Source organism: Octadecabacter algicola (assembly GCF_021532625.1).
Classification (GTDB): domain Bacteria; phylum Pseudomonadota; class Alphaproteobacteria; order Rhodobacterales; family Rhodobacteraceae; genus Octadecabacter; species Octadecabacter algicola.
This window is the reverse complement of record NZ_JAKGAR010000001.1, coordinates 513509-536541: the sequence shown is the minus strand read 5'-3', so window position 1 is coordinate 536541 and position 23033 is coordinate 513509. Positions and strand designations below refer to the sequence as shown.

Sequence of the window (23033 nt, the reverse complement as noted above, 5' to 3'; positions counted from 1 at the left end):
CCCGGCCGGTCTGAAAGCGAACAGAACGTATCCTAGTCGCTTTCACAAATGGCGGGGTAACACCGCTCACCCCAAGGCAATGTTATTGTTAAAGAACCTAAGATTAATTCAGAATACTCGTGCACCTTCCAGTTGCAAGATTTCGACCCACTGTCTAACATAACGATATGTTATTAAGACCTTATATTTTTTGTGTTTTACTGGTCTTTGGACAAGCTCAAACTGCATTTGCACAGCATGTGGAACTCGATCCACAAGAACTGCAAAGTTCAGGTGAAGCTTACGCGAAAGAAATACGGTTTCGGCGTATCACGAACGACGTCGTCTTCTTTGATCCAACTCAGCCTCCCCCGCCGATAGAAACGCGCCAAACTGTGGAACAAGATTCAAGGGTCGAGGTGAATAACCAAGGCATTGCAACGACTTTTCAATGGGGCAGAGTATTCGCCCTGTTGACCGCAATGCTGGTTTTGTTCGGTGTCGTTTATCTTTTTATTGTTTTTGGAGGCCGGTTGCCCGCGTCGTTTGCACGCAATCCAGAAGAGGGCAACAAACAGGGAAGCACGACACCAAGTGGCACGCCAGCGAAGGGACGCGCGCCACTGCAAATCGACGCAATTTTGCGCATGGCAGATCGCCGGCTAGCGCTTGTAGCCCTATGTAAAAGTCTTTTGGCGCGGCTAATGTCAGCCGAAGGGGTTCTGCTCCAAGACAGCTGGACGGACAGGGACACACTCAGTCGTGTTCCGAAAAACCTTTCGAACCGGGATGCTCTGCAGGCGTTGGTTCACGCGAGCGAGAGGGTTCAGTTTGGCGGTCGGGACGTGTCTGAAGACGAATTCAATGAACACGTGGCGCGCTTGCGGCCGCTTTGGACTGGCCATGCGACATGAGCCAGCTTGACCACACACAACGTGAGCAGCAACGATTTGGTGCCGATAAGATCATCCTTGGCGTATTGGCCGCTATGATCGTGGGTGCGTTGCTTTATGTTTCTTCACAACAGCAACAACGGTTACGCAGTTCCCCGACAGGTTTGGATGGGCTTCAGATTTGGTTGTCATCGGATGACCAAACCGTACGTAGCTTTACGGGTGGATGGCCGTTAAACGCAGACGATATCGGACTGCTAATGCTGCCCTTTTATGACACAGACCTTGCAAATCTACGGACATTGCCACGCTCCGAAGAGGAGCTGATCGCCCAACAAGACGAATACGATTTGCGCCTTGGTCCCATCTTGGCAAAGATCAACGAAGTACCAACGTTGATAATCTTGCCAAAATGGCGAAGCGGGATGCGTTTGACTGGACTTGCCCATCCAATCTTGTTGATTAACCGTACACGCGTTGAAGACACTCTCAATGACCTCCCGTTCGAGGGCGGCGCCCACCTCGACTATGCACCAAAGGCTTTTTCGGAATTCACGTTTGAAACGGGATCTCAATCCGCTCGAACAGCCGTTATCTACTCCGCCCAGACCTTTGCGGCGCAGGGGTGTGCTCCGATTGTTGGTACGCACTCCGCGATGATCCTTGGGTCGTGTGCATTAATGAACGGCACCAAAGTCTTTGTTCTATCGGATCCCGACTTGATCAATAATCACGGCCTCTTACAGGGGGATAATGCGTTTATTATCCGCGATTTTGTTGCCCAGACGGTCGGCACCCAGCAAGTCATTATCGATTATAGTCGCGACGATTGGCTAACGCGTGACTCCGAAGGCCTGCAGCGCGAAAGAACATGGGCGGATCTAAAACGGTTTTTCTCGCCGCCATTTACTCTGATGTGGGCAGGTTTGCTGATTGCAGTGGTCTTGATCTTGTGGCGAGCCGCACTCCGCTTTGGCCCGCTGCTCCCTACCAAAGACAGGTTGGGCGCAAGCAAAATGAAAGCCATTGGCGCCCGAGCGCGGTTAATGCGGCTAGCGGGGCGCGATGGGGCGTTGGTTGTTGAATACAGCAAAGCCCGACTGGCCGCTACAGCATCCGAGCTGGTGGGCGCTGCCCACGGAAACCAGATTTCGAAACCCGAGGCGTTTCTGGCCTACGCCCAACGACGCCATCCCAGATATGCAATGGCCTTGACCGAGGCCCTCAATACAATCAGCAGTTTACCACAAAACGCATCCGCGGCGCAGGCGATGGCGGCCGCCGCAAGCCTTGACACCATATTGGAGCACATCACCCATGACACTTGAAACATTGCGCGCACAGGCTGACAAATTGCGCGCCGAAATCGGCAAAACGGTCTTGGGACAAGATGAAGTGGTCGATATGTTGATCATCGCCTTGTTTGCTCGGGGGCATGTGCTTTTGGAAGGGCCGCCCGGCACTGCTAAAACACTTTTGGCGCGCAGTTTTGCTGCGTCGTTGTCGCTAGATTTTGGTCGTGTTCAGTTCACTCCGGACCTGATGCCGGGCGATGTTCTGGGCACGTCGATTTTCAATTTCCAGACCAATGACTTCATTCTGACAAAAGGCCCTGTGTTCAGCGAGGTTTTGTTGGCAGATGAAATTAACCGCGCCCCACCAAAGACACAGGCCGCCTTGTTGCAGGCGATGAACGAACAGACCGTGTCTATTGACGGCGTCGATCACAGTTTGGGTGAGAATTTCATTGTTCTCGCCACTCAAAACCCGATCGAACAACAAGGCACGTATCCCTTACCCGAAGCGCAATTGGACAGGTTCTTGTTTAAGGTAATCTTGGATTTTCCGCCTGAAGACATCGAGATGTCCATTCTAAAGCAACACGCGGCCAAACCGGTATATGCAGCAAATGTCACCGACGATGTCGTACCAGTTTTGGATGCGGACGCTTTGGCAGAGGCACGAGCCGTGATTGATGGCATTATTCTGGATGATAACATCTTAGCCTATATCCTGCGGTTGGTCCGGGCTACGCGCGAAACGTCTGATATTGCATTTGGGGCTTCGACCCGCGCTGCGGATGCGGTGGCTCTGGCCACGCGCGCAACTGCGGCTCTTAGTGGGCGTGACTTTGCAATTCCTGATGATGTGAAAAAATTGTTCGGCCCTGCCCTGCGCCACCGCGTCGTTCTCGGCCCTGCCGCCGAAATCGAAGGGCAGTCCTCAGACAAAGTGCTTGAAAATATCCTCAATCAAATTGAGGCTCCCCGCTGATACGCCCATCCCGCAAATTCTTGGCGATCGCCTTAGGGCTTCTTGTCCTCACAGTACTTGGGTCCGCTCTGAGCCCTGTATGGATGGACGTGGCCCTGTTGCCTTGGGTCATTCTTGTGGCCGCCGCTGCCGTAGATTTGATTATCTCGACGCGTCAGGCCCCTCCTTTGCACCATCACATTCCCGTAGAAGTGTTCATTGGCGACACATTCGACCTTACGATCACTGACGATGCCAATCGTGCGGGACAATTAGCGCGGTTTGATTGGCCAGAAGGGCTCGATGGCCCGAGCGAAGCTGCATTTGCCCCGATTTCCACCGGACAGGCGCAGGTTGTCGTTCCAGTGCGGGCAACGCGCCGTGGCATCTGGCCTTTGGGTCACATCTGGTTGTTTTGGACTTCGCGATTGGGGATGTTCGAATTTGTCCCCAAACTCAAGCTCGGCGCAGAAGTTCGCGTCGTTCCAAATATCCGAGCGGTGCAATCGGGTGCGCTGACGACAACAGTGCTGAGCACATTGTTCGGATCTAAGGAAAACCGCGCGATTGGGGATGGGTCCGAATTCCATCAGCTACGTGATTTCGTGCCCGGAATGGACGTCAAATCAATCGACTGGAAACGCTCGGCGCGAAAGCGATCGCTTGTGGCCAAAGAATTGCGGGCCGAACGCAATCACCACGTGATCCTCGCCATCGACAACGGCTTTCTGATGCGCGAAGAAATCGGCGGCCTGCCAAAGATTGACCATGCTGTGACAGCCGCGCTTGCCCTTGCTTGGTCGGCTGCGCTGGGTGGTGATTTGGTTGGCCATTTCGCATATGATGTCCGTCCACGTTCATTTGCTAAACCTGAACCCGGGCGCGCCGCGTTTGTACGACTGCGCAGTTGGGCGGCTGAATTGGATTACGTCAGCCGCGAGAGTAACCATACGCTGGCCCTTACCGAACTAAACGCACGCACCCCCAAACGCAGCCTGATCGTCATTTTTACAGACTTCGTTGATACAACTTCTGCCGAACTCATGGTCGAAAACATCGCTATTCTTGCGAAGCGGCACCTGATCATTTTCATCGCGATCCGCGATCCCGAGGTTGAAGGTGTGCTGGACAATGCCTCAGATGATTTGTCGCAAGTTGCGACATTGGTCGCGGCCAACCAATCGATCTCTGAACGGCGCCTTGTACTTGAACGCCTCAATCGACTTGGCGTGACCGTGATCGATGCCAAACCATCTCAGGTGACGGCGCGTTTGGTTGCAACCTATCTCGACATCAAAGACCGGGAGCTTATTTGATGACCAGTTCAGCAACCCTCATCCGCTCTGCACGGTTTCGTCACGAACGCGAGGCCGACTGGGTACGGCTTGAGATGTTGGTCAACAAGGCCGAGAGACGCGGGGCACAATCTCTCGAGTTTTCCGAAGCGCGCGACCTTGCTGCACTGTACCGCCAAGCAACCACATCTTTAGCTATCGCCCGTGAAATTTCGCTCGATAAAGCACTGTTGGCCTATCTCGAAGCATTGGCCGCGCGCGCCTATCTGTGTGTTTACGCCCCGCAAGAACGATTGGGTGGGGTCTTCCAAAGATTCTTTGCGCGAAGCGCCCCACAGGCAATGCGTCGTTCTGCTGGCTACATCGCTCTTGGTTTTCTGTGCATGGGTTTGGGCGCCTTGGTTGGGTATCTGCTCTATTTTGAGAGCGCAGATTGGTTTCACGTCTTCATGCCGTCGGAACTAAGTGACGGGCGAGGACCTGAGGCCTCAACTGAATATCTTCGGGGTGTCATATACAACATTGATCCAGGCATCTCGGGTTTGGGCGGGTTTGCGACCTTCCTGTTTTCTCACAATACGCGCATTGCTATTTTTGTCTTCGGTCTTGGTGTCTTCGCGTGCCTGCCGGCTGTGCTTTTGACGTTCTACAACGGATTGATCATGGGCGTGTTCTACGCGCTTCATGTGGAACGCGGCTTGGGCTGGGATTTGGGCGGATGGTTATCAATCCACGGTGTGACGGAATTGTCTGCGATCTGCATCGCCTGTGGCGGCGGAATACAGCTCGGAACAGCCGTCCTATTCCCCGGTCAAAACAGCCGAAAAGAGGCTCTGCGCTTGGCCGGTAAGGATGCCGTTAAGCTGGCCATCGTGGCTGCGGTTATGCTTGTCGTGGCCGCTCTGCTGGAAGGGTTCGCGCGCCAATTGGTTCAGGATAGAACGTCTCGTTATATTATCGGTTGGGGCATCGGGCTTTTGTGGTTGGCATGGTTCACCCTTGGCGGACGGACCAAAATATGAGCAGGCTAGAAAACCGCCGCAAACGTCGCGCCGAACGTCACGCGGCCGCAGCACTCATCATGCCGCCCGAGGGCGTGCCTTTGTCTTTGGAAATTGCTGGCGTTGGCGTGCGGCTGACCGCACAGATCACAGATATTTTGATTACTTTGGGCTTCGCAATTGCGATTTTGGTCTTTCTAGGGATTAGCGGTTTGACGGCGCCGTCAACGCTTGTGCCTCTAGGAGCTCTCTTATTTTTTATCATCCGTATTCCGTATTACATCTTGTGTGAAATCGCTTGGAACGGCCAAACGATTGGCAAACGCTTGATGAAAATCAAGGTCATCTCACACACCGGCGGGCCGCTGACCACCCATTCACTTGTGATGCGAAACATCATGAAAGAAGCCGAAGTCTTCTTGCCGGGCACCTTGGTTCTGACACTTCAGCAGGATACGAGTATCGCGTCGGCGATTAGTTTTCTGTGGGTCGTTATGGCATTTACTATTCCGCTTACCAATCCATACAGGATGCGGTTGGGGGATATGCTAGCTGGGACCCATGTGGTGCATTTACCAGAACCAATCTTGTTGTCAGATCTCGCACGTGAAGGTTCAAAACCAGCGGTTGCAGGGCGTCCTGAATTCACTTTCCTGTCCCACCAGCTCGACCATTATGGGCGCTTTGAACTCCAAACCCTCGAGAGCTTTCTGCGCGCCCAAAAACAAGGAGCAACGCCGCAAAATCATCGCAGAAACAAGGAAACCCTGTCTGCGATCGTACAGCGTATTCGTAAGAAAATCGGCTATGCCGACGCAATTCCGAAAGCCGAACATCAGGCATTCTTGCGGGCCTTTTATAACGCGCAACGCGCCTACCTTGAACAACGACAGCTGTTTGGGGATCGGCGGAGTGACAAGCATTTTTCAAACACGGATGAACCGGAATAGTGGACGTTAAGACACACACGAATATTTCGGACGAAACTGCCTTGAAACCAAACTCGCCTTGATGTCGAGTGACACTCAACCTTGGCGCGAACAAAACGCCAACGGAACGCGCAATATTAATAACAAGGGAATGGTCGCGATGACAGAAACAAGCACTCAACCACCGAATATGCCACTCGGTGTTGGAGATATTATTTCTTCCAGTTTTTCCATCATGTTTGGGAATTTCTTCAAGGTCTTCATCCTCGGGTTTATTGGGGCATTCCTTGGCTTCATCGTCAACTTCCTGTTCTTAGGCTTTGGCGCAGCAACCGGTACCGATCTAACCGGCTCGACCGCGTCTGTTCTCCCCACAATCATATCCATTGTGATCAACATGGTGGTTTATGGTCTGGTAACTGCGTTGCTTATTCAATTGGCCTATGATGCTAAACTCGGGCGAAGCAGTAGTATCGGTGAGTATTTTAGCTCGGCTTTGCCAGCGATTGTTCCAATCGTCGTTCTTAGCGTTGCGATCGGTATTCTATCAATGGCCGGGGCTATTGCGCTGATCATCGGTGCGCTTTGGGTCTATGCCGTTTTTTACGTGATGGCACCCGTTGCAGTCATTGAGCGAGGCGGTTTTGGGTCCATGGGCCGCAGTGCCGAACTGACGAAAGAGTACCGCTGGCCAATCGTTGGCTTGTTCATTCTGGTTGGGGTCGTTTCGATCGCATTGACCTTTGTTGCAGGATTTGTTGTTGCGATTTTGGCCAGCATCGGCGGGCCGATTTTTGCGGGCATCGGTTTGGCAATGATCAACGGGTTATCCTATGCGTTCGGTGGCATTGTTGTCGCCTTGGTTTATGCGCGTCTGCGTGAAATCAAAGAAGGTGTCGACGTTGACCAAATCGCGTCCGTCTTCGACTAAGTAGCTTTCTTGGGCAGCCCTACAATCGGTCTGCCCAAGAACCCACATTCGCGTTACCGCATTAACGTTTGGCTAAACTTGTCATCTACTCATCCCACAAGTCACCTTGCATGCGCGCAGATCGAAAATCTAGTTCGCGCCAATTGGATGGACCGCCTCCCTGCCCCAGACAAGATTGCAAATCGGTCGGCGCAACGATCAATGGATTCGCAGCCAATCCTTTCGCGATCGCATTGGCCGCTGTTTGACCAAGGTCGCACAGGTATTCCCAATCCACTGAAACAGCACCCTCGGCGTTGCCAGCGCGTTTCAGTGCGTCAGTTGCAATGATCCCAGCGAAGTTAACAAAGGCGCAAAAGTATAGCGCCCCGATCCCTAACGCCATCAATCTCAGGACCAAAACTGTTGCGGCCCGTTCACGGAAAACGTGCCACAACACAGTAGTCAGTCCAATTGCGATAAGTGCCATCCAGATCAGGGCATAGGTCCTCAGATAAGTAAGGCCGTATTCCGCAATATAGAGATTGAGCCGCATCGCCGCTGTAGACGTTAATATCACATTCTGACCAACCCACAGGATCAACAGCGGCCTTAGTGCTGCATGTTCCTTAAGAAACGGATGCGCCGCGATTGCGAACCCTCCGGCCAATATGGCGGTTACCATCAAAGGATACGCACCACGATGTGCATAGGTCGCATAGCTCATCCCTTCAGGAAGCGACGCGTTCCCAAGAAGAATGGAAAAGTCCAGCGTGGTTTGGATCGTGAGAAACCCATTGAAGACGATCAGCGCGCGCAGAACCGATCCCCCATTCAGGCCAAATTGATGGCCAGTTATCGGTAGTGCAATAGACCTTGGCGCACTCGGTTTTGGCGCGTTTAACAAAGGCCAAACCACCAGGCCGACGCCACTCCACAACAGTATTCTCTGGATCGTTTTTACAAGGTCCAGATCGAACTGAAACAGTTGCAGGACAAACCGTTCCAAAACAGGATTTGCATTTAACAAAAGCGATCCAAGGACCAAAGTCCCCCCGAGAGGTAGCGACCAATTCCGCCAAAATATGGTTGAGCCACTGGCTGCAGAATGGGCATTTGTGTTCCACATAGCACGCAACCTTTGGACCGATGCAATGCTCGCGTTCAGTCCGGCCAACGGGATGAACGCAATCAGCTTTAGCACTGCCGCAGCGATCCATTCCGGCGCGTCTTTTTGACCGACACTCAGCCACGCCAAAGAACATACTCCCCCAATAAGGAGGATGCTAACCGACAACGCCTGAACGTGCTCCAAAACCGGAAGTGTGGAGAAGCCCATTAACAATGCAGGTTTCGCCAAACCATCAAGAGATCCGTGACGGACAGCGGCGGCCATAAATACCGCTATCGCGAAAAGCCCCAATGTCGCACCAGGCTTGTATCCCCAGAACAAGAAATCCGCGAACGCAACGAGAAGAACGAAGCCGAAGATACCACTGACGTCAAAATTGCTCCTACACGGGTTTTGTGTGTCGATTGGTGGATTAACGCGGTTGGTTTCGTGCCCTTCAATTTCCGTGGCCGTCTGTGGTACGTTCGGCCCCGACAAAGTTTTGGTCATTTCAATCTCCTATACCGTTTGAAGAACGGCATAAGTAATCGGTGCGCAGCCTAGGTTTACGAAATGTGCAGATGAAGAGCATTCATCACATCGACCTGCTAATGAAGGTGCTCGGCTCCACAATTCCTGATTTAGACTCGAATGGCCCGTGAGGACGCATGCACGGCGTATACGTCAATACCTACTTTCAAAGATGCATGACGAAGTTGGAGCCGGCGATCCAACACTATGATGTACAACGGCTCGACTGTCTTGTCGGGGGCACTATCGAACTGCGACTAATACCAAACGAAAGACTGAATTAGCCTCGCTTGAGCCACACCAAGCTTTAGCCCTCACTCCGAAGATCTAGGTCCATATTAAAACTAGCTATCGCATAAGTCTTGGTAAGCAAGGTCACCTGAAATATGACGGCCAGCGTTATGGTCGTCGCCGTGATCAGTGGTTGTTAGGCCGCATCGGTAATCGCCGACAAAAAAGTCTTCCCAACCTAAGCGTCCAATTCTGCATCCCAATACAGGAAATCCATCCAAGATTCATGCAAGTGGTTGGGCGGGAATTTGCGCCCAATGTTTCTGAGTTGTTCAGATGCAGGCTGACGAGGAGGTTTTCGCAGAGACATGCCCGAGCGTCGCAACGACATCGATCCCTTACGCAAATTGCACGGCGAACAAGCGGCAACAACATTTTCCCAGGACGTCCGCCCTCCCGCAGCACGTGGCACCACATGATCAAAGGTCAGATCGCCGGACGTCCCACAGTATTGGCATGAAAATTCATCGCGAAGAAACAGATTGAACCGCGTAAAGGCAACGCGCTGCTGAGGCTTAACGAAATCTTTCAGCACAACAACAGATGGGAGCCGAATATCCATCGACGGAGACCGCGCGACCACATCATATTCAGCAATAATATCAACCCGTTCAAGCCACGCAGCCTTTACGGCTTCTTGCCACGGCCACAGGGACAACGGGTAGTATGACAGTGGACGGTAGTCAGCGTTCAATACCAAAGCGGGATGCTGTTTCAGCCCCGCAGGTTGGCGTACAAAGTCTGTTCGAAATTCGCTCGTATTGGTCATTCCATTTTGCAAAACCGTACCCACCCTGTTTGCCATCTCAAAGCACCAGAGCGGGAGCCCGCTCCTGCCGTAAGTTGACTATATATTGGGATATTGCCCTGACAAGCCCCAGATATAGTCAAACCTAATGGGGAGGACGCTACGAGGGATACGTAACATCAAAATGACGCAAGAGCGTGAGTTGGCGACAAAGGACCAAACGATCTGGAGACAGGCAATTATCGTATAGCCAAAAACCCGGCCATTTGGCCAAAGAACCTTCCGGCCGAGACTTTTGGTCTAAGCCGGAAGATCGGTTCTCGAAAACAAGAGCGCCTTATGCAACGCCCAAACGTTCACGCATAAAGGCCAATGCAACCTGCAATCCGTCTGGCGCAATTCCGTGACCTGTGCCCTTCTGGATATGGGCGTAAACTTCTTTCCAACCAGCGCCTTGCAGCGCCTCAGCGGCCTGCGGCAAAGATTCAACAGGGACGACATCATCTTCGTCGCCGTGGACCAATAAGACCGGCGGACGGCTCACGACCTCATCCACCAGCGCCTCTGGCTCCAACATACGACCCGAAAACGCGATTAAACCGGCAACGGGGTCTTCGCGGCGTGGCAGCACATGCAAAGCCATCATCGTCCCTTGGCTGAACCCAAATACCATCACCTGTTCAGGTAATAGGTCTTCGTCGACCATAATGCCATCAAGATAAGCGTTCAAATCCTCGACCGCGCGGTCCATTCCAGCGCGGGATTCTTCCTCGGATGATCCATCGATCCAAGGGATCGGGAACCATTGGAACCCCATCGGGCTACCAGCACAGTCTTCTGGAGCATCCGGCGCAAAGAACGCTGTATCAGGCAAGTGTTCAGCCAAAGGATCAGCCAACCCCATCAGGTCCGCACCATTGGCGCCATAACCGTGCAAAAACACAACCGCCGACCGCATTTCACCTGAAACTGGCGCGCGATGTAGTGAATTCAAAACTCGTGTCATCTGATACCTTCTCTATTCTTTGCAACGCGGTAGTAGGCCCACAAAAGCCGAGCCGCAACCGACCGCCATGGCGCCCAATCTTCGGCCATCACTCGAAACGCACGTTCCTTGGGGCGTTCGGGCAAGTCATACAGGACCTTCGCCGCCTCTTGCAGCGCTAAATCACCAGGAGCAAACACATCCGCACGACCAAGGCTGAACATGGCATAAACCTCCGCCGTCCAAGGCCCGATCCCTTTGACCGCTGTGAGCGTTTTGATCACTGCATCACTTGGCATGTCCCGCAGGCCATAGAAATCGATCCCCGCGCGGGCCAACTCACCTGCATAAAGCGCTTTTTGTCGGCTAAGGCCCAAGCCGCGCAACTCATCTTCACTGGCAGCTGCGCAGGCGTCCATCGTCGTCATACCGGCGGCTTCCATCCGGCCCCAAATCGCGGCCGCACTGGCAATACTGACCTGCTGGCCAATGATCGCGTTCAAAAGCTGATCAAACCCATCCGGCTTTCGACGCAACGGCAAAGGTCCAGTTTCAGCATAAGCGGCTTTCATCTTTGGGCACATGGTCGACAGGGCTTCCATACCTTCTTCTATATCCGCGTCTGTATTGATGATCCGCTCGGTCATAGTGCCGCAACCCATTCCAACGCGCCCTGAACAGTCTCAACCCGAGTGGCGGTTTCGCCCAAATTTGGTGCTTTGGGGCGATCTAATAAGAACACCGGCAACTCCAATTGACGCGCCGCATCTAACTTGGGGCGCCCGCCTTTTCCACCAGAGTTCTTAACAACCAAATGCGTTACCCCCAACGCCCGAAACAATGCCACTTCGCTTTTGACATCGAAAGGCGGTCGCCCGATCACAAATTCACCACCTTCGAATGGAAACGGAACCATCGGGGCGTCAATCATCCGCGCCAACACCCGACGTCCCTCAAGATTGGCAAACTCCGGTAATGTTTGCCGTCCCGTCCCGAGAAAGACCACCGCATCCGGCGGCACCAAATCCGCAACTTCGTGCGGCGCGGAGATTTCTGTCCAGTCATCTTTTTCTTCAGCGACCCACTCCGGGCGTAAAACCTGACAATATGGAAGGCCCAACGCACCACAAACCCGCGCCGTGCGGTTCGTAATCTGATCGGCAAATGGATGCGTTGCGTCCACGACAGCAGTGATCCCCTCATCCGAGAGGTACTGCTGAAACGCCGCCTCTCCTCCAAACCCGCCAATCCGCGTCGGAATAGGTAAAGGATCAGGCGAGCGGGTTACTCCTGCCAAAGAGGCGACAACACTACGCCCTGTATCTGCCAACCCCCACGCGATCCGCTTGGCTTCACCAGTGCCAGCAAGCAGCAACAACGTCATGGGTTTCGTATCTCCGTTTGAGCAATAACCTGACCTGCACGGTCCACGATGACGACATCTAATTGCGATGGTGCGGTGCCACCTTCGAACATCGCCATCGCCTTACGCGCAGCAAGTTCTGCAACACGTTCGGGCAGGATTTTACCTGTAATTTCATAAGCTTCAAGCGCAGTGTTCGCGGCCTTCACCCGAGGGTTCCCAACCAATTCAGCAAGCTGGTCGAAATCCACCTGAGAACGCCCCGAATGCAAATCAACTGCACCCTGCGCCAGCTTTGTCAGCTTGCCAATCCCACCGCCGATCGTAAGGCGTTCTATGGGATGCCGGCGGATATATTTGACCATACCTCCCACGAAATCTCCCATATCCAACATCGCGTGATCCGGAAGTCCGAACAGCGCCTGAACGGCCTTTTCGCTCATGTTTCCAGTGCAGCCCGCCACATGTGTCACCCCATCGGCGCGCGCAACGTCAACGCCCCGATGGATACTCGCTATCCACGCCGCACACGAAAACGGACGCACAATTCCGGTTGTCCCAAGGACCGACAAGCCGCCCTTGATCCCAAGGCGCGGGTTCCACGTTTTTTGTGCGATCTCTTGGCCATTTGGGATGCTCACTGTGATTTCAATGTCGGGGCTTTCACCAAACTCGCTTGCGACCTCGGCGACAACTTCATCCATCATCGATCGTGGAACCGGATTGATTGCAGCTTCGCCAACGCCGATGGGCAAGCCCGCTTTTGTCACTGTTCCAACGCCCTCACCGGCCCTAAACACCACGCCACCGTTTGATCGCGCCACGCGTACAATGAGAGTTACTCCGTGGGTCACATCCGGATCGTCACCCGCATCTTTGACGATGCCAGCTTCGGCCCATCCATCACCACGCCTGAACCCGACGACCTCAAACTCAGGCACTTCGCCCTTAGGCAGCGTAATGGACACCTTCGCTGGGGCATCGCCCCACAAGCCCAACAGCGCCGCCTTACAGGCAGCGGTGGCACAAGCGCCCGTGGTCCAGCCACGGCGCAATTCCCCTGTTGGTTTACGTGTCATCTCATTCAACCCTCAAGGCGACCTTACCTGCGTCCCCCCATGACGCCAATCCCAAGAGAGACGTCGTTTGTCACCTTTTCCTATCCGCACGATCGCGTCATAACGGGGCATGGATTTACGACTCCCTTCCCAGCCGAAAGGCTTTGAGTGGCCCGAGCTTGAAAAAGGCTGGGTTTGGCTGTGTGGTGCTGGCCCCGGTGACCCCGGTTTGCTGACCCTGCATGCGTTGAACGCACTGCGCCAAGCCGACGTCGTGATCTATGACGCACTTGTGCAAGAAGCCATCCTCGACTGGGCCCCTCAGGCCGAACATATCTATGCTGGTAAGCGTGGCGGCAAACCAAGTGCTTTGCAGCGCGACATTTCCCTACAGCTCGTGGACCTCGCCAAAGCGGGAAAACGCGTACTGCGCCTAAAGGGTGGTGATCCGTTCGTCTTTGGGCGCGGCGGCGAAGAAGCTCAAACCCTTGTGCAACATGGCGTGCCCGTTCGTATTATTCCCGGTATCTCTGCTGGGATTGGAGGGTTGGCCTATGCGGGTATCCCCGTTACCCACCGTGATGTGAACCAATCCGTGACGTTCGTCACCGGCCACGATCAATCGGGCAATGCAACACAGTCCCTTGATTGGGAAGCTATCGCCAAAGGCAGCCAAGTCATCGTGATCTATATGGGAATGAAACACATCGCCCAGATTTCTGCCTCTCTCATGGCCGCTGGCCGCACGGCGGATGAACCCGTGGCCGTGGTCACCACCGCCACAACGCCAGATCAACAGGTGCTTGAAACCACGCTAGGGACAATCACCGAAGACATCGCTAAAGGCGGATTTGAACCCCCAGCGATCATCTGTGTTGGCCGTGCAGTTCAAATGCGCGACGTATTAAACTGGCAAGCACAAGCAGCTGGAATCCCGCCAAAAAACTTAGATCCATTGGGACGCGGACGCCCCGCTGAATCTGCTTAAATGACGGGGCTGATCCTTGCCGCGCCATCTTCAGGTGCCGGAAAGACCACAGTCACACTTGGCCTGCTACGCGCGCTTCGCAATGCTGGCCACAATGTCCGTTCCGCCAAATCAGGCCCCGACTACATCGACCCGCAATTTCACGCCGCCGCCTCGGGCCGCCCCTGTGTGAACCTTGATGCATGGGCTATGACGCCTGACCGTATCCGTGGATTGGCAAACGGTACAGGCCCGCTGATCATCGAAGGTGCAATGGGCTTGTTTGACGGCGCACCCCCTGCCGGTAAAGGGTCAACCGCCGACCTTGCCCGTACACTGGACCTTCCGGTCGTCCTAATCATCGATGCCAAAGCGATGTCCCATTCTATCGGCGCCCTTGTACGCGGGTTCGCCAGCCATGATCCAACCGTCCAGATCGCGGGGGTGATCCTAAACCGCGTTGGATCGCCGCGTCACGAAACCATGTTGCGCACAGCCCTCGCGCCACTCGGTCTGCCCGTCCTCGGTGCAATTCCTCGATCTGAAACTTTATCACGACCCTCAAGGCACCTCGGATTGGTTCAAGCGGGTGAAATGCCCGATCTGATCGAGTTCCTCGAATCCGCAGCTACGCAAGTCGCGCAGCATATCGACCTCGCGGCTCTTATGGCCCTGATGTGTCCGGCCAAAACTGGCTCACCCCGCGTGCAGAACACCCCGCCTCGCCGCATTGCATTAGCACAGGACGCGGCCTTTTCTTTCGTTTACCCGCATCACATCGCCGATTGGCAGGCCAACGGTGCGGAGATCATTCCTTTTTCACCTCTCGCGGATGAACCAGTACCAGAAGCAGACGAAGTCTTCTTACCAGGTGGCTACCCAGAGCTTCATGCGGCAAAACTCGCAGCCAATCAAACCTTCATGCAAAGCCTTAGATTTGCTTCGCAAAACTCTGATATATATGGAGAATGCGGGGGATACATGGCGCTTGGCGAAGCTTTGATTGATGCAGATGGCACCTCTCACAAAATGGCGGGTCTTATTGGCCTCACCACCAGTTTCGCCACTCGTAAGCTCCACCTAGGATACAGAACTTTGCGAGGACTTACACCTGCGCATCCTGAAACCTACACAGCGCACGAATTTCACTACGCAACTACGATCAACGCCCAAGGCACCCCTCTCTTTGAAGCGAGCGACGCCGAAGGCCGCGACCTTGGCCCCATTGGACTGACGGAGGGCCGCGTGTCAGGTTCCTTTGCGCATATCATCGATCGCGCCTAGCCGCGTCATTTCACCCATTGCCATGCCCCCCATGCAGGCGTAGCCAGTTTTTATGACTGATACATCGACCCCAGAAATCGACGACAACCGCGCAAAGCGAAATGTCACCGTCCTTGTCCTTGCCCAAGCGATCCTTGGTGCACAGATGCCAATGATCTTTGTTATAGGTGGCTTGGCCGGTAAACAGCTTGCCTCGAATATCTGTTGGGCGACCCTGCCGATCACTCTGATTATTTTTGGCTCCATGACGACGGCACCATGGCTCTCGCCGCTTATGCAGCATCGTGGTCGCCGCTTTGGGTTTTATGTCGGCGCACTAGCGGGCGCATTTGGCGCTGCGGTCGCGGCTTATGGATTATACCTTGGTAGCTTCCCTGTGCTGTTGCTCGGTTCTTATTTCACCGGCATCTATATGTCGGCTCAAGGGTTCTTTCGCTTTGCCGCAACGGATACGGCCTCTGACAGCTTTAAGCCCAAGGCCATTTCCTATGTCATGGCGGGTGGCTTGGTCTCAGCTATTCTGGGTCCGCAGCTTAACAAAGTCGTAGAAGATGCGTTCGCAGTTCCGTTCCTTGGCATTTATCTTGCCGTTGTCGTGCTGAACCTCGTGGGGATGTTTCTTTTTATGCCGCTCGACCTGCCCAAAGGAACGCGTGGCCAGCCCAAAGTCGAAGGCCCAAAGCCACGCTCGCGTGGTGACTTGCTGTCCGACCCCAATCTGTTGGTCGCGATGATCGTCGGCTTGGTCTCTTACTCACTGATGAACTTAGTGATGACATCAACGCCACTCGCCGTGGTTGGATGTGGTTATGAGCTTGATAACGCAAACAATATCGTTTCAGCTCACGTGCTTGCGATGTATATCCCAAGCTTTTTCACCGGCCATTTGATCGCGCGCTTTGGTGTCAAATCCATCATGGCCACAGGCCTTGTGATCCTCTTCGCCGCGGGCGCGGCAGCCCTCTTCGGTGTGAATGTTGCGGATGCCGATCAGCCCTCACTGTTCAGCTTTTACGCCGCCTTGATCCTTTTGGGGGTCGGCTGGAACTTTGGCTTTATCGGCGCGACAACGATGCTGACTTCCTCACACCTGCCGCATGAGCGTGGTGTTGTTCAGGGCCTGAATGACATGGTGGTGTTTGGGTCAGTGATGGTGGCATCACTTGCATCGGGCGGCTTGATGAACTGTTCGGGTGGCGACCCGATGGAAGGCTGGACCGCCGTGAACCTTGCGATGGCACCGTTCCTGATGCTTGCTGGCGGTGCATTGATCTGGCTTGCTATGCGGCCTCGAGGGTCGTCCGCTTAAGTCGATCGCAACAAACGGAACTTACTGCGAAATGGGCTAAGCCCAACCGCACCCTGTGCCACGCGTTCTGGCTGACGTTCGATCTGGCGCAACAGTGGCACTGTTTCCCAACTTTCGACCAATGCTGCTCGTGCCCGTTTTGGAAGCGTTTGTTTCAAAGCTGGATCAAGCTTGGCCAAAGCCGCGCGTGCCAGTTCCGCAATCGCCTCAGAACGCCCGTCAACCAAAGGCTTGCGCCCTTTGCTCTCAAGCTCTGGAACGGCCACCAAGTAACGCGCCAACCCCGTTGCAGAACCGTATGCCATAACGCCCTCACGGGACGCATCATTCGCGCCCAAAGATCGCGCGGCTTGCCACATCAATTCGCCAGCCGTCGCTTCTAGATATTCTTGAAAATGACCCGCGTCCTCAAAGGTGTCTTTGTAGACGTCCCAACGGCGTGACGCGACCAAACGATCAAGCGCCTTTGCACCATCAACGTCCAAAATGTCCGCCAGTGCCGTCGTCACCTCGTGTTTGCGCACCGCGCGACCTTCGGCGATTTCTTCTAGGGCATCCCGCCACCATTGAAGCCGCATCTCGGCAATCATTGGTTCCTCGGTCACCCAAGGGGCGCGTGCCACTTGTACGTTGAACGCGTAAAGAGGAAACAAAACGCGGCGCGCGTCAACTGAGCAGGCCATAGTCGCCATGAACCGTTGGGGATCGCCTTTTTCAACGATGGCTGCGCAGGCATCAAAACTCACGTATCAGCCCCATCACGCAACAGTTTCCAACGGATCGCATCGACCAAGGCATCAAAGCTGGCGTCCACTATGTTGGCGCTGACGCCAACAGTGGACCACGCACGGCCCTGCCCGTCAGCGCTGTCGATGATGACACGTGTAACAGCCTCTGTGCCGCCATTGGTGATACGCACCTTAAAGTCGGTCAACACAAGATCGGACACCTTATCACGGTAGCGCCCAAGGTCCTTCATCAACGCACGGCTCAGCGCGTTAACCGGACCCTGATCGGACCCGTCCGGCCCTATGCTTTCACTCACCGACATGGTCTTTTCGCCATCGACTTTCACAACGACGACGGCCTCGGACAAGGACACCATTTCATTCCGTTTATTGCGGCGGCGTTCAACGGTGACACGATAGCGTTTCACCTCAAAGAAATCGGGCATCAGCCCCAGTTCCTCACGGGCCAGAATCTCGAAACTCGCCTGTGCGGTGTCATAGGTATAACCTGCCGCTTCGCGGTCTTTAACGCGGTCCAGAATACGGGCCAAAGCAGGGTCACCTTTTTTGACGTCTAGTCCCATGGCGCTAAGGCGTTCCCGCAGGTTGGATTGGCCAGCTTGGTTTGACATCGGAACAATGCGGCTGTTGCCGACCAATGCGGGGTCAACATGTTCATATGTGCTGGGGTCTTTGGCAATCGCGCTTGCATGCAACCCCGCCTTATGGGCAAACGCCGAACTACCCACATAAGGCGCTTGTTTTTGCGGCACACGGTTGAGGATTTCATCCAACATACGTGACGCCTGTCGTAACCCCTTGAGCGCATCAAGGGTCACACCGGTTTCAAACTGGCTGGCGAACGGTTCTTTCAACAGCAACGTTGGGATCAACGTTGTCAGGTTTGCATTTCCGCAGCGCTCGCCAAGGCCGTTCAGCGTTCCTTGGATTTGGCGCGCACCTGCAGCCACAGCAACAAGACTGTTGGCGACGGCGTTTTCGGTGTCGTTGTGGGTGTGGATACCGATGTGATCCCCGGGCACGCCCGCCTCGATCAAGGCTTTGGTTGCGGCCCTCACGTCATGGGGCAACGCGCCGCCATTGGTGTCACACAGCACAACCCAACGCGCACCTGCATCATAGGCGGCTTTCGCGGCCGAGATCGTATACTCTGGGTTCGATTTGAAACCGTCAAAGAAGTGCTCAGCGTCAAACAGCGCCTCTCGGCCTGCGTTGACGATATGCTTGATCGACCCTGCGATGTTCTCAAGGTTTTCGTCTAAACTGATGCCAAGCGCTGTTTTAACGTGAAAATCATGTGTCTTACCCACCAGACACACCGCCTGCGTTCCCGCATTCATGACCGCCGCCAGCACATCGTCATTCTCTGCGGAATGACCAGACCGTTTGGTCATCCCAAAGGCTGTTACCGTGGCGCGGGTTTTGGGTGCATTTTCAAAGAACTCACTATCCGTCGGGTTCGCACCGGGCCAGCCACCTTCTATGTAGTCCACACCAAGTTCATCCAAAACGGCGGCAACCGCGCGTTTTTCATCCGTTGAAAACTGCACGCCTTGGGTTTGTTGACCGTCCCGCAACGTGGTGTCGTAAAGGTACAGACGCTCCGTCATTTCAACGCCTCCAACACGCTAAGATCAAAGTCCGCCCCTGGAAGCCAGCTTGCGGTTCCCGCAACATCAGTGACCTGAACCCCAGCCGCGTTCAATAGATCGCGTAGACGGTCGGCCTCGCCCCAGTCCTTGGCGGCACGCGCTTCTCCGCGTTCAACAATCAACCGATCAATCACTGTGGCCGCCCACTCAGGCATGTCATCGTTTTGAGATGGCGACAAATCAAGGATCGACCAATCGTTTACCAACCCTAGCGTTTCCATGGCATGTGCCAAAGGCACCAAGCCAGCAGCGGTCTTGGCTTTGGCCAACACATGCATCCTAGAAATCGCACCGGATGTGTTAAGATCATTGCTCAACACGCCAATAAATTCAGCGTCAGCAACCCAATCACCCGATGCCTTAAGCATATCGACGGTTTTCTGCGAATAGCCGTGCTTTTGAAGGACAGACATCCATTCACCCAGCATCTTTTCGGCCTCTCCGCGTTTGGCATCTGTCCAATCCATTGGCTTGCGGTAATGGGTCATCAAGAACACCAAGCGGATCACTTCACCGGGCACACCCTGTTCCAGCAAGTCGCGTACGGTAAAGAAGTTGCCCAAGGACTTGGACATCTTCTTCCCTTCAACTTGCAACATCTCGTTGTGCATCCAGTAGCGCGCCATTTCATCGGTCTCATTGGCACAGCAGCTTTGCGCGATCTCATCTTCGTGGTGCGGGAATTGCAGATCCAATCCGCCGCCGTGGATATCAAATGTATCCCCCAACAACGCCTTGGCCATTGCGGAACACTCAATATGCCACCCAGGACGGCCCCGGCCCCACGGGCTGTCCCAGCCCGGCTGATCGTCAGTTGACGGTTTCCACAGCACGAAATCCATCGGATCTTCTTTGAATGGGGCCACTTCCACCCGCGCCCCTGCAATCATGTCATCAACAGATCGCCCAGACAGCGCGCCGTAGTTTTCATAGGAACGCACCCGAAACAGCGCATGGCCTTCGGCGGCATAGGCGTGATCCTTGGTGATTAAATCCTCGATCATCGCAATCATCTGCGCGATGTAATTCGTGGCCCGCGGCATCTGAGTTGGCTCAAGAGCACCCACTTCGCTCATATCGCTCAGATACCAACCGATGGTTTCTTCGGTCCGCTCTGCAATCAGTTCCTCAAGCGTGCCTGCCGCGCCGGCTTCCTTGCGGGCAAGTGCTGTCGCGTTGATCTTGTCATCAACGTCCGTGAAATTGCGCACATAAGTGACGTGGTCATCGCCATATGTGTGCCGCAGCAGACGAAACAACGTATCAAACACGATAACGGGCCGCGCATTGCCAAGGTGCGCGCGGTCATAAACCGTCGGCCCACAGACATACATCCGCACGTTCTCTTGATCGATTGGCTCGAATTCCACCTTCTTACGGGTTTTGGTATTATACAGTCGGATCGTCATATTGGCCTCACACGGATTTCACCCGCGGGCTTAGCAACTTCAACTGTTTATGGAAACGTGAAAGAGCGGCCCGCGACGTAAGTCAGCAGGTAATAATAATGCAAATGATGCAAATGCTCTTCATAGCGACTGTCTAACGGTCCCTAACGCACAAAGCAACGCCACACCTCCAAACAGTTGCCAGGCCCAGTGTAGCGAACGGTCGCGCTTGCATATTTGCCCTCTCTTGCGCCATCATTCCCCATGACCCGTGAAACCGTAAACGCGATATGTCAGATCCTTCCCTCCGCCGAGGTCTCCGACCCATGGGGCGGCGGCCATGACGCGTGGAAAATTGGTGGTAAAATGTTTGCCAGCATCGGTGCGCGAGGCGACGGGCTTGCCGTCAAATGCGCCTCGATTGAGGACGCCCTGCACTTAGAAGATATGTTTGGTTGGCCCAAGGCGCCCTATTTTCATCGCTCGTGGGTTTTCTTGCCTCTGGACACTGACGAGGTCGAACTGCGTCACCGAATTGAAACCTCCTATTCGATTGTAAGGACGTCTTTGACCAAGAAAGCCCAAGCCGCCTTGGGCCAATGGCCCCAGTGAAACCAGTCTATTTTCACGGCGTCCCGGGTTGGCACGATGAGGTCACTCTCGCAGGCGTTTCACCGCAAGTGCTTTTGCCAGAAGAACAGGCATCACCGGACGCGACGCTGATTGCTTTTTCCCTCGGTGCGCATCGTGCGTTGAAATACGCAGCACTCAACGGCGCACGCGGCATCGCTTTGATTGCCCCAGCCGCTCCGCTAACGCTCGGGGATTTTCTCCCACAAATGGACGGTGCGCCCGTCTTTCGTGCCGCAGCTAGATCGCGGCTTGGTCCGGTCTCTTTCGGTCAGTCCCTTATGGCGCGTTACGCGCCGGGCTTATTGCGCTGCGTACTGCTATCTAATGCAGCTCCTGCTGATCTCGCCCTGTTCGCCACCAAGGACGCACAAGTACAACTCACAACGCTCCTGGGACACAGCTTAGGCACCGGACGCGCAGCCTATGTGCAGGCTGTTACCGATTACATACAGGATTGGTCTCCGCTTTTGAGCGACGTCACCTCCCCCGTAACCATTTTTCACGGAACCGCTGATACATGGGCGCCCATTTCTATGGCGGATGCCTTGTGCCAACACCTGCCCAACGCAACCCTGCACAGGTTACCAGACATGGGCCACTATAGTGCATTGGCCCATGTCCTGCCGGAACTGTTGGATTAGTCGTACTGCACGACCTCAATTTCCAATCCATTGTCATCGTGAAAATAGAACCGCCGACCAGGTTCATAATCTGCATGGCTATGGCTCTCGAAGTTATGTGCCTTCACCTTCTCTTCGACGGCATCCAGATCATCCACCACCACAGCAATATGGTTCAATCCGGCCTTTTGATCGTAGCTCACGACGTCACTCTCTGTCGGATCACCGCCCTTATTGTTATAAAGTGCGACGTAAGACTCCGTGCCGCCGACGTGTACAGAATAGCCGTCATGAATAGACGCGCCTTCCCAACGGACATGCCAGTCAAACAGGTCAACGAACAGTGCCGCCGTTTGCTTTGCGTCCTTCACGGTCACGTTCACATGTTCCAAATAAGCCATCTCAGCGCCCTTTCTTTCTCGTGTCAGTCTTGACCCAAAACGAACCAGGGTAAAGGTCATGTCCCCATCCAAGCCCCTGTTGCTCCAAATGACGGATGATAGACAGCGGTAGGCTGTCTTTGCGGATGCGGTGTGTGTCTCTCATGATGTCACTCCTTCTGATCACTCGACGACTCACTTTGTAATTTCTAAAGTCAACTTTAGATCAAGGAGTATTTTCATGTCTGGTTTGACCATCGGCGACCTTGCTAAGCGAACCGGCCTCGCAGTGTCGGCCATTCGATTTTATGAAACCCACGGTATCGTTCATCCAGTACGCAACGCTGGTGGTCACCGTCGATATGGCGCACATGATCTGAGGCGACTGTCATTTGCGATGATCGCGCAGAAACTCGGTATTTCGTTAACGGATATCGCCAATCAGATGATCCATCTCCCGATTCACAAAGCCCCGAGCAAATCTGACTGGTCCCGAATATCAACTGAAATGCGCACCGACCTCGACGCCCGCATCGCGCAACTGGAACTGCTACGTGATCGCCTTGACGGATGTATCGGTTGCGGTTGCCTAAGCTTGGACAGCTGCGCACTGTATAACCCCGATGACATCCGTGCCAATGAAGGGACTGGACCACGTGCACTTTTGCCGTGATCTACGATTGACACTGCGGGGCTTCGCTGGT

The 23033-nt window shown here is 54.4% G+C and carries 24 protein-coding genes; 13 read left to right on the top strand and 11 right to left on the bottom strand.

Translation table 11 applies throughout. The annotated features are described in order from the left end of the window. The first annotated feature begins 239 nt into the window (after positions 1 to 239). From L0666_RS17340 to L0666_RS02555, 7 genes are all read left to right on the top strand, one after another. On the top strand, positions 240 to 893 hold the full coding sequence (locus L0666_RS17340; RefSeq protein WP_235258071.1) for a DUF4129 domain-containing protein: 654 nt from the start codon (positions 240 to 242) through the stop codon (positions 891 to 893). After that, positions 890 to 2200, top strand: a complete 1311-nt coding sequence (locus L0666_RS02580) for a hypothetical protein (protein WP_235258069.1) — start codon at positions 890 to 892, stop codon at positions 2198 to 2200. Before L0666_RS17340 ends, L0666_RS02580 begins: the two co-directional genes overlap by 4 nt. Beyond that, a complete protein-coding gene (locus L0666_RS02575) occupies positions 2190 to 3146 on the top strand; it encodes an AAA family ATPase (RefSeq protein ID WP_235258067.1) in 957 nt (318 codons plus the stop codon). Before L0666_RS02580 ends, L0666_RS02575 begins: the two co-directional genes overlap by 11 nt. Positions 3147 to 3229: 83 nt before the next feature. Then, entirely contained in the window at positions 3230 to 4441 is a 1212-nt protein-coding gene (locus L0666_RS02570; protein WP_235258065.1) for a DUF58 domain-containing protein, read from the top strand. Next, the gene (locus tag L0666_RS02565) at positions 4441 to 5442 is read left to right on the top strand and encodes a stage II sporulation protein M (protein WP_235258063.1); all 1002 of its coding nucleotides are present in this window, start codon (positions 4441 to 4443) and stop codon (positions 5440 to 5442) included. The genes L0666_RS02570 and L0666_RS02565 overlap by 1 nt, the downstream gene beginning before the upstream one ends. Next, positions 5439 to 6371, top strand: coding sequence for an RDD family protein (locus L0666_RS02560; RefSeq protein ID WP_235258061.1), 933 nt, complete (start codon positions 5439 to 5441; stop codon positions 6369 to 6371). Before L0666_RS02565 ends, L0666_RS02560 begins: the two co-directional genes overlap by 4 nt. A 139-nt stretch (positions 6372 to 6510) precedes the next feature. Then, on the top strand, positions 6511 to 7281 hold the full coding sequence (locus tag L0666_RS02555) for a hypothetical protein (protein ID WP_235258053.1): 771 nt from the start codon (positions 6511 to 6513) through the stop codon (positions 7279 to 7281). 85 nt (positions 7282 to 7366) lie between these two features. Here L0666_RS02555 and L0666_RS02550 read toward each other — a convergent pair whose 3' ends face one another. From L0666_RS02550 to L0666_RS02525, 6 genes are all read right to left on the bottom strand, one after another. Beyond that, a complete protein-coding gene (locus L0666_RS02550) occupies positions 7367 to 8881 on the bottom strand; it encodes a DUF4153 domain-containing protein (RefSeq protein WP_235258045.1) in 1515 nt (504 codons plus the stop codon). Between the two features lie 490 nt (positions 8882 to 9371). Next, positions 9372 to 9962 carry an HNH endonuclease gene (locus tag L0666_RS02545; protein WP_235258043.1) on the bottom strand — a complete coding sequence of 197 codons (591 nt, stop codon included), beginning with the start codon at positions 9960 to 9962 and terminating at the stop codon, positions 9372 to 9374. Positions 9963 to 10278: 316 nt separating this feature from the next. Next, on the bottom strand, positions 10279 to 10947 hold the full coding sequence (locus L0666_RS02540) for an alpha/beta hydrolase (protein WP_235258041.1): 669 nt from the start codon (positions 10945 to 10947) through the stop codon (positions 10279 to 10281). After that, the gene (locus tag L0666_RS02535; RefSeq protein WP_235258032.1) at positions 10944 to 11573 is read right to left on the bottom strand and encodes a DNA-3-methyladenine glycosylase family protein; all 630 of its coding nucleotides are present in this window, start codon (positions 11571 to 11573) and stop codon (positions 10944 to 10946) included. Before L0666_RS02535 ends, L0666_RS02540 begins: the two co-directional genes overlap by 4 nt. Then, positions 11570 to 12310 carry a cobalt-precorrin-6A reductase gene (locus L0666_RS02530; protein ID WP_235258030.1) on the bottom strand — a complete coding sequence of 247 codons (741 nt, stop codon included), beginning with the start codon at positions 12308 to 12310 and terminating at the stop codon, positions 11570 to 11572. The genes L0666_RS02535 and L0666_RS02530 overlap by 4 nt, the downstream gene beginning before the upstream one ends. Further along, positions 12307 to 13368, bottom strand: a complete 1062-nt coding sequence (locus tag L0666_RS02525) for a cobalt-precorrin-5B (C(1))-methyltransferase (protein ID WP_235258028.1) — start codon at positions 13366 to 13368, stop codon at positions 12307 to 12309. Before L0666_RS02525 ends, L0666_RS02530 begins: the two co-directional genes overlap by 4 nt. A gap of 109 nt (positions 13369 to 13477) precedes the next feature. Here L0666_RS02525 and cobA point away from each other — a divergent pair, with 109 nt between their 5' ends. From cobA to L0666_RS02510, 3 genes are read left to right on the top strand one after another with little or no spacing between them, the layout of a single operon-like run. Continuing rightward, positions 13478 to 14335, top strand: coding sequence for a uroporphyrinogen-III C-methyltransferase (gene cobA / locus L0666_RS02520; protein ID WP_235258026.1), 858 nt, complete (start codon positions 13478 to 13480; stop codon positions 14333 to 14335). Continuing rightward, entirely contained in the window at positions 14336 to 15598 is a 1263-nt protein-coding gene (locus L0666_RS02515; RefSeq protein WP_235258024.1) for a cobyrinate a,c-diamide synthase, read from the top strand. It abuts the gene before it with no gap. 52 nt (positions 15599 to 15650) lie between these two features. Further along, positions 15651 to 16907, top strand: coding sequence for an MFS transporter (locus tag L0666_RS02510; RefSeq protein ID WP_235258022.1), 1257 nt, complete (start codon positions 15651 to 15653; stop codon positions 16905 to 16907). Here the strand turns inward: L0666_RS02510 and L0666_RS02505 are convergent. From L0666_RS02505 to cysS, 3 genes are read right to left on the bottom strand one after another with little or no spacing between them, the layout of a single operon-like run. Next, the gene (locus tag L0666_RS02505; RefSeq protein ID WP_235258020.1) at positions 16904 to 17653 is read right to left on the bottom strand and encodes a squalene/phytoene synthase family protein; all 750 of its coding nucleotides are present in this window, start codon (positions 17651 to 17653) and stop codon (positions 16904 to 16906) included. The genes L0666_RS02510 and L0666_RS02505 overlap by 4 nt on opposite strands. Then, entirely contained in the window at positions 17650 to 19266 is a 1617-nt protein-coding gene (cimA, locus tag L0666_RS02500) for a citramalate synthase (RefSeq protein WP_235258018.1), read from the bottom strand. The genes L0666_RS02505 and cimA overlap by 4 nt, the downstream gene beginning before the upstream one ends. Beyond that, positions 19263 to 20717 carry a cysteine--tRNA ligase gene (gene cysS, locus L0666_RS02495; RefSeq protein ID WP_235258009.1) on the bottom strand — a complete coding sequence of 485 codons (1455 nt, stop codon included), beginning with the start codon at positions 20715 to 20717 and terminating at the stop codon, positions 19263 to 19265. Before cysS ends, cimA begins: the two co-directional genes overlap by 4 nt. Positions 20718 to 20960: 243 nt before the next feature. Between cysS and L0666_RS02490 the strand changes: the two genes are divergently transcribed. Both L0666_RS02490 and L0666_RS02485 read left to right on the top strand, forming a co-directional pair. Then, positions 20961 to 21308 carry an MmcQ/YjbR family DNA-binding protein gene (locus L0666_RS02490; protein ID WP_235258007.1) on the top strand — a complete coding sequence of 116 codons (348 nt, stop codon included), beginning with the start codon at positions 20961 to 20963 and terminating at the stop codon, positions 21306 to 21308. Continuing rightward, the gene (locus L0666_RS02485) at positions 21305 to 21970 is read left to right on the top strand and encodes an alpha/beta fold hydrolase (protein WP_235257999.1); all 666 of its coding nucleotides are present in this window, start codon (positions 21305 to 21307) and stop codon (positions 21968 to 21970) included. The genes L0666_RS02490 and L0666_RS02485 overlap by 4 nt, the downstream gene beginning before the upstream one ends. On the opposite strand, the gene L0666_RS02480 is transcribed toward L0666_RS02485, so the two are convergent. Together L0666_RS02480 and L0666_RS02475 are read right to left on the bottom strand one after the other, a co-directional pair. Beyond that, complete coding sequence (locus L0666_RS02480) at positions 21967 to 22350, bottom strand: VOC family protein (protein WP_235257997.1); 384 nt, start codon at positions 22348 to 22350, stop codon at positions 21967 to 21969. The genes L0666_RS02485 and L0666_RS02480 overlap by 4 nt on opposite strands. Position 22351: 1 nt before the next feature. Beyond that, positions 22352 to 22495 (bottom strand): hypothetical protein, encoded by a 144-nt coding sequence (locus L0666_RS02475; protein WP_235257995.1) that lies wholly within the window; start codon positions 22493 to 22495, stop codon positions 22352 to 22354. Between the two features lie 75 nt (positions 22496 to 22570). Between L0666_RS02475 and soxR the strand changes: the two genes are divergently transcribed. After that, positions 22571 to 23002: a redox-sensitive transcriptional activator SoxR gene (gene soxR / locus L0666_RS02470; RefSeq protein ID WP_235257993.1), complete on the top strand. Its 432-nt coding sequence runs from the start codon at positions 22571 to 22573 to the stop codon at positions 23000 to 23002. Positions 23003 to 23033: the final 31 nt, after the last annotated feature.

Coding starts and splice junctions, on each gene's coding strand:
- L0666_RS02580 (WP_235258069.1), top strand. CDS start 890: ATGAGCCAGCTTGACCACACACAACGTGAGCAGCAACGATTTGGTGCC.
- L0666_RS02575 (WP_235258067.1), top strand. CDS start 2,190: ATGACACTTGAAACATTGCGCGCACAGGCTGACAAATTGCGCGCCGAA.
- L0666_RS02570 (WP_235258065.1), top strand. CDS start 3,230: ATGGACGTGGCCCTGTTGCCTTGGGTCATTCTTGTGGCCGCCGCTGCC.
- L0666_RS02565 (WP_235258063.1), top strand. CDS start 4,441: ATGACCAGTTCAGCAACCCTCATCCGCTCTGCACGGTTTCGTCACGAA.
- L0666_RS02560 (WP_235258061.1), top strand. CDS start 5,439: ATGAGCAGGCTAGAAAACCGCCGCAAACGTCGCGCCGAACGTCACGCG.
- L0666_RS02555 (WP_235258053.1), top strand. CDS start 6,511: ATGACAGAAACAAGCACTCAACCACCGAATATGCCACTCGGTGTTGGA.
- L0666_RS02550 (WP_235258045.1), bottom strand. CDS start 8,881: ATGACCAAAACTTTGTCGGGGCCGAACGTACCACAGACGGCCACGGAA.
- L0666_RS02545 (WP_235258043.1), bottom strand. CDS start 9,962: ATGACCAATACGAGCGAATTTCGAACAGACTTTGTACGCCAACCTGCG.
- L0666_RS02540 (WP_235258041.1), bottom strand. CDS start 10,947: ATGACACGAGTTTTGAATTCACTACATCGCGCGCCAGTTTCAGGTGAA.
- L0666_RS02535 (WP_235258032.1), bottom strand. CDS start 11,573: ATGACCGAGCGGATCATCAATACAGACGCGGATATAGAAGAAGGTATG.
- L0666_RS02530 (WP_235258030.1), bottom strand. CDS start 12,310: ATGACGTTGTTGCTGCTTGCTGGCACTGGTGAAGCCAAGCGGATCGCG.
- L0666_RS02525 (WP_235258028.1), bottom strand. CDS start 13,368: ATGACACGTAAACCAACAGGGGAATTGCGCCGTGGCTGGACCACGGGC.
- cobA (WP_235258026.1), top strand. CDS start 13,478: ATGGATTTACGACTCCCTTCCCAGCCGAAAGGCTTTGAGTGGCCCGAG.
- L0666_RS02515 (WP_235258024.1), top strand. CDS start 14,336: ATGACGGGGCTGATCCTTGCCGCGCCATCTTCAGGTGCCGGAAAGACC.
- L0666_RS02510 (WP_235258022.1), top strand. CDS start 15,651: ATGACTGATACATCGACCCCAGAAATCGACGACAACCGCGCAAAGCGA.
- cimA (WP_235258018.1), bottom strand. CDS start 19,266: ATGACGGAGCGTCTGTACCTTTACGACACCACGTTGCGGGACGGTCAA.
- cysS (WP_235258009.1), bottom strand. CDS start 20,717: ATGACGATCCGACTGTATAATACCAAAACCCGTAAGAAGGTGGAATTC.
- L0666_RS02490 (WP_235258007.1), top strand. CDS start 20,961: ATGACCCGTGAAACCGTAAACGCGATATGTCAGATCCTTCCCTCCGCC.
- L0666_RS02480 (WP_235257997.1), bottom strand. CDS start 22,350: ATGGCTTATTTGGAACATGTGAACGTGACCGTGAAGGACGCAAAGCAA.
- L0666_RS02475 (WP_235257995.1), bottom strand. CDS start 22,495: ATGAGAGACACACACCGCATCCGCAAAGACAGCCTACCGCTGTCTATC.
- soxR (WP_235257993.1), top strand. CDS start 22,571: ATGTCTGGTTTGACCATCGGCGACCTTGCTAAGCGAACCGGCCTCGCA.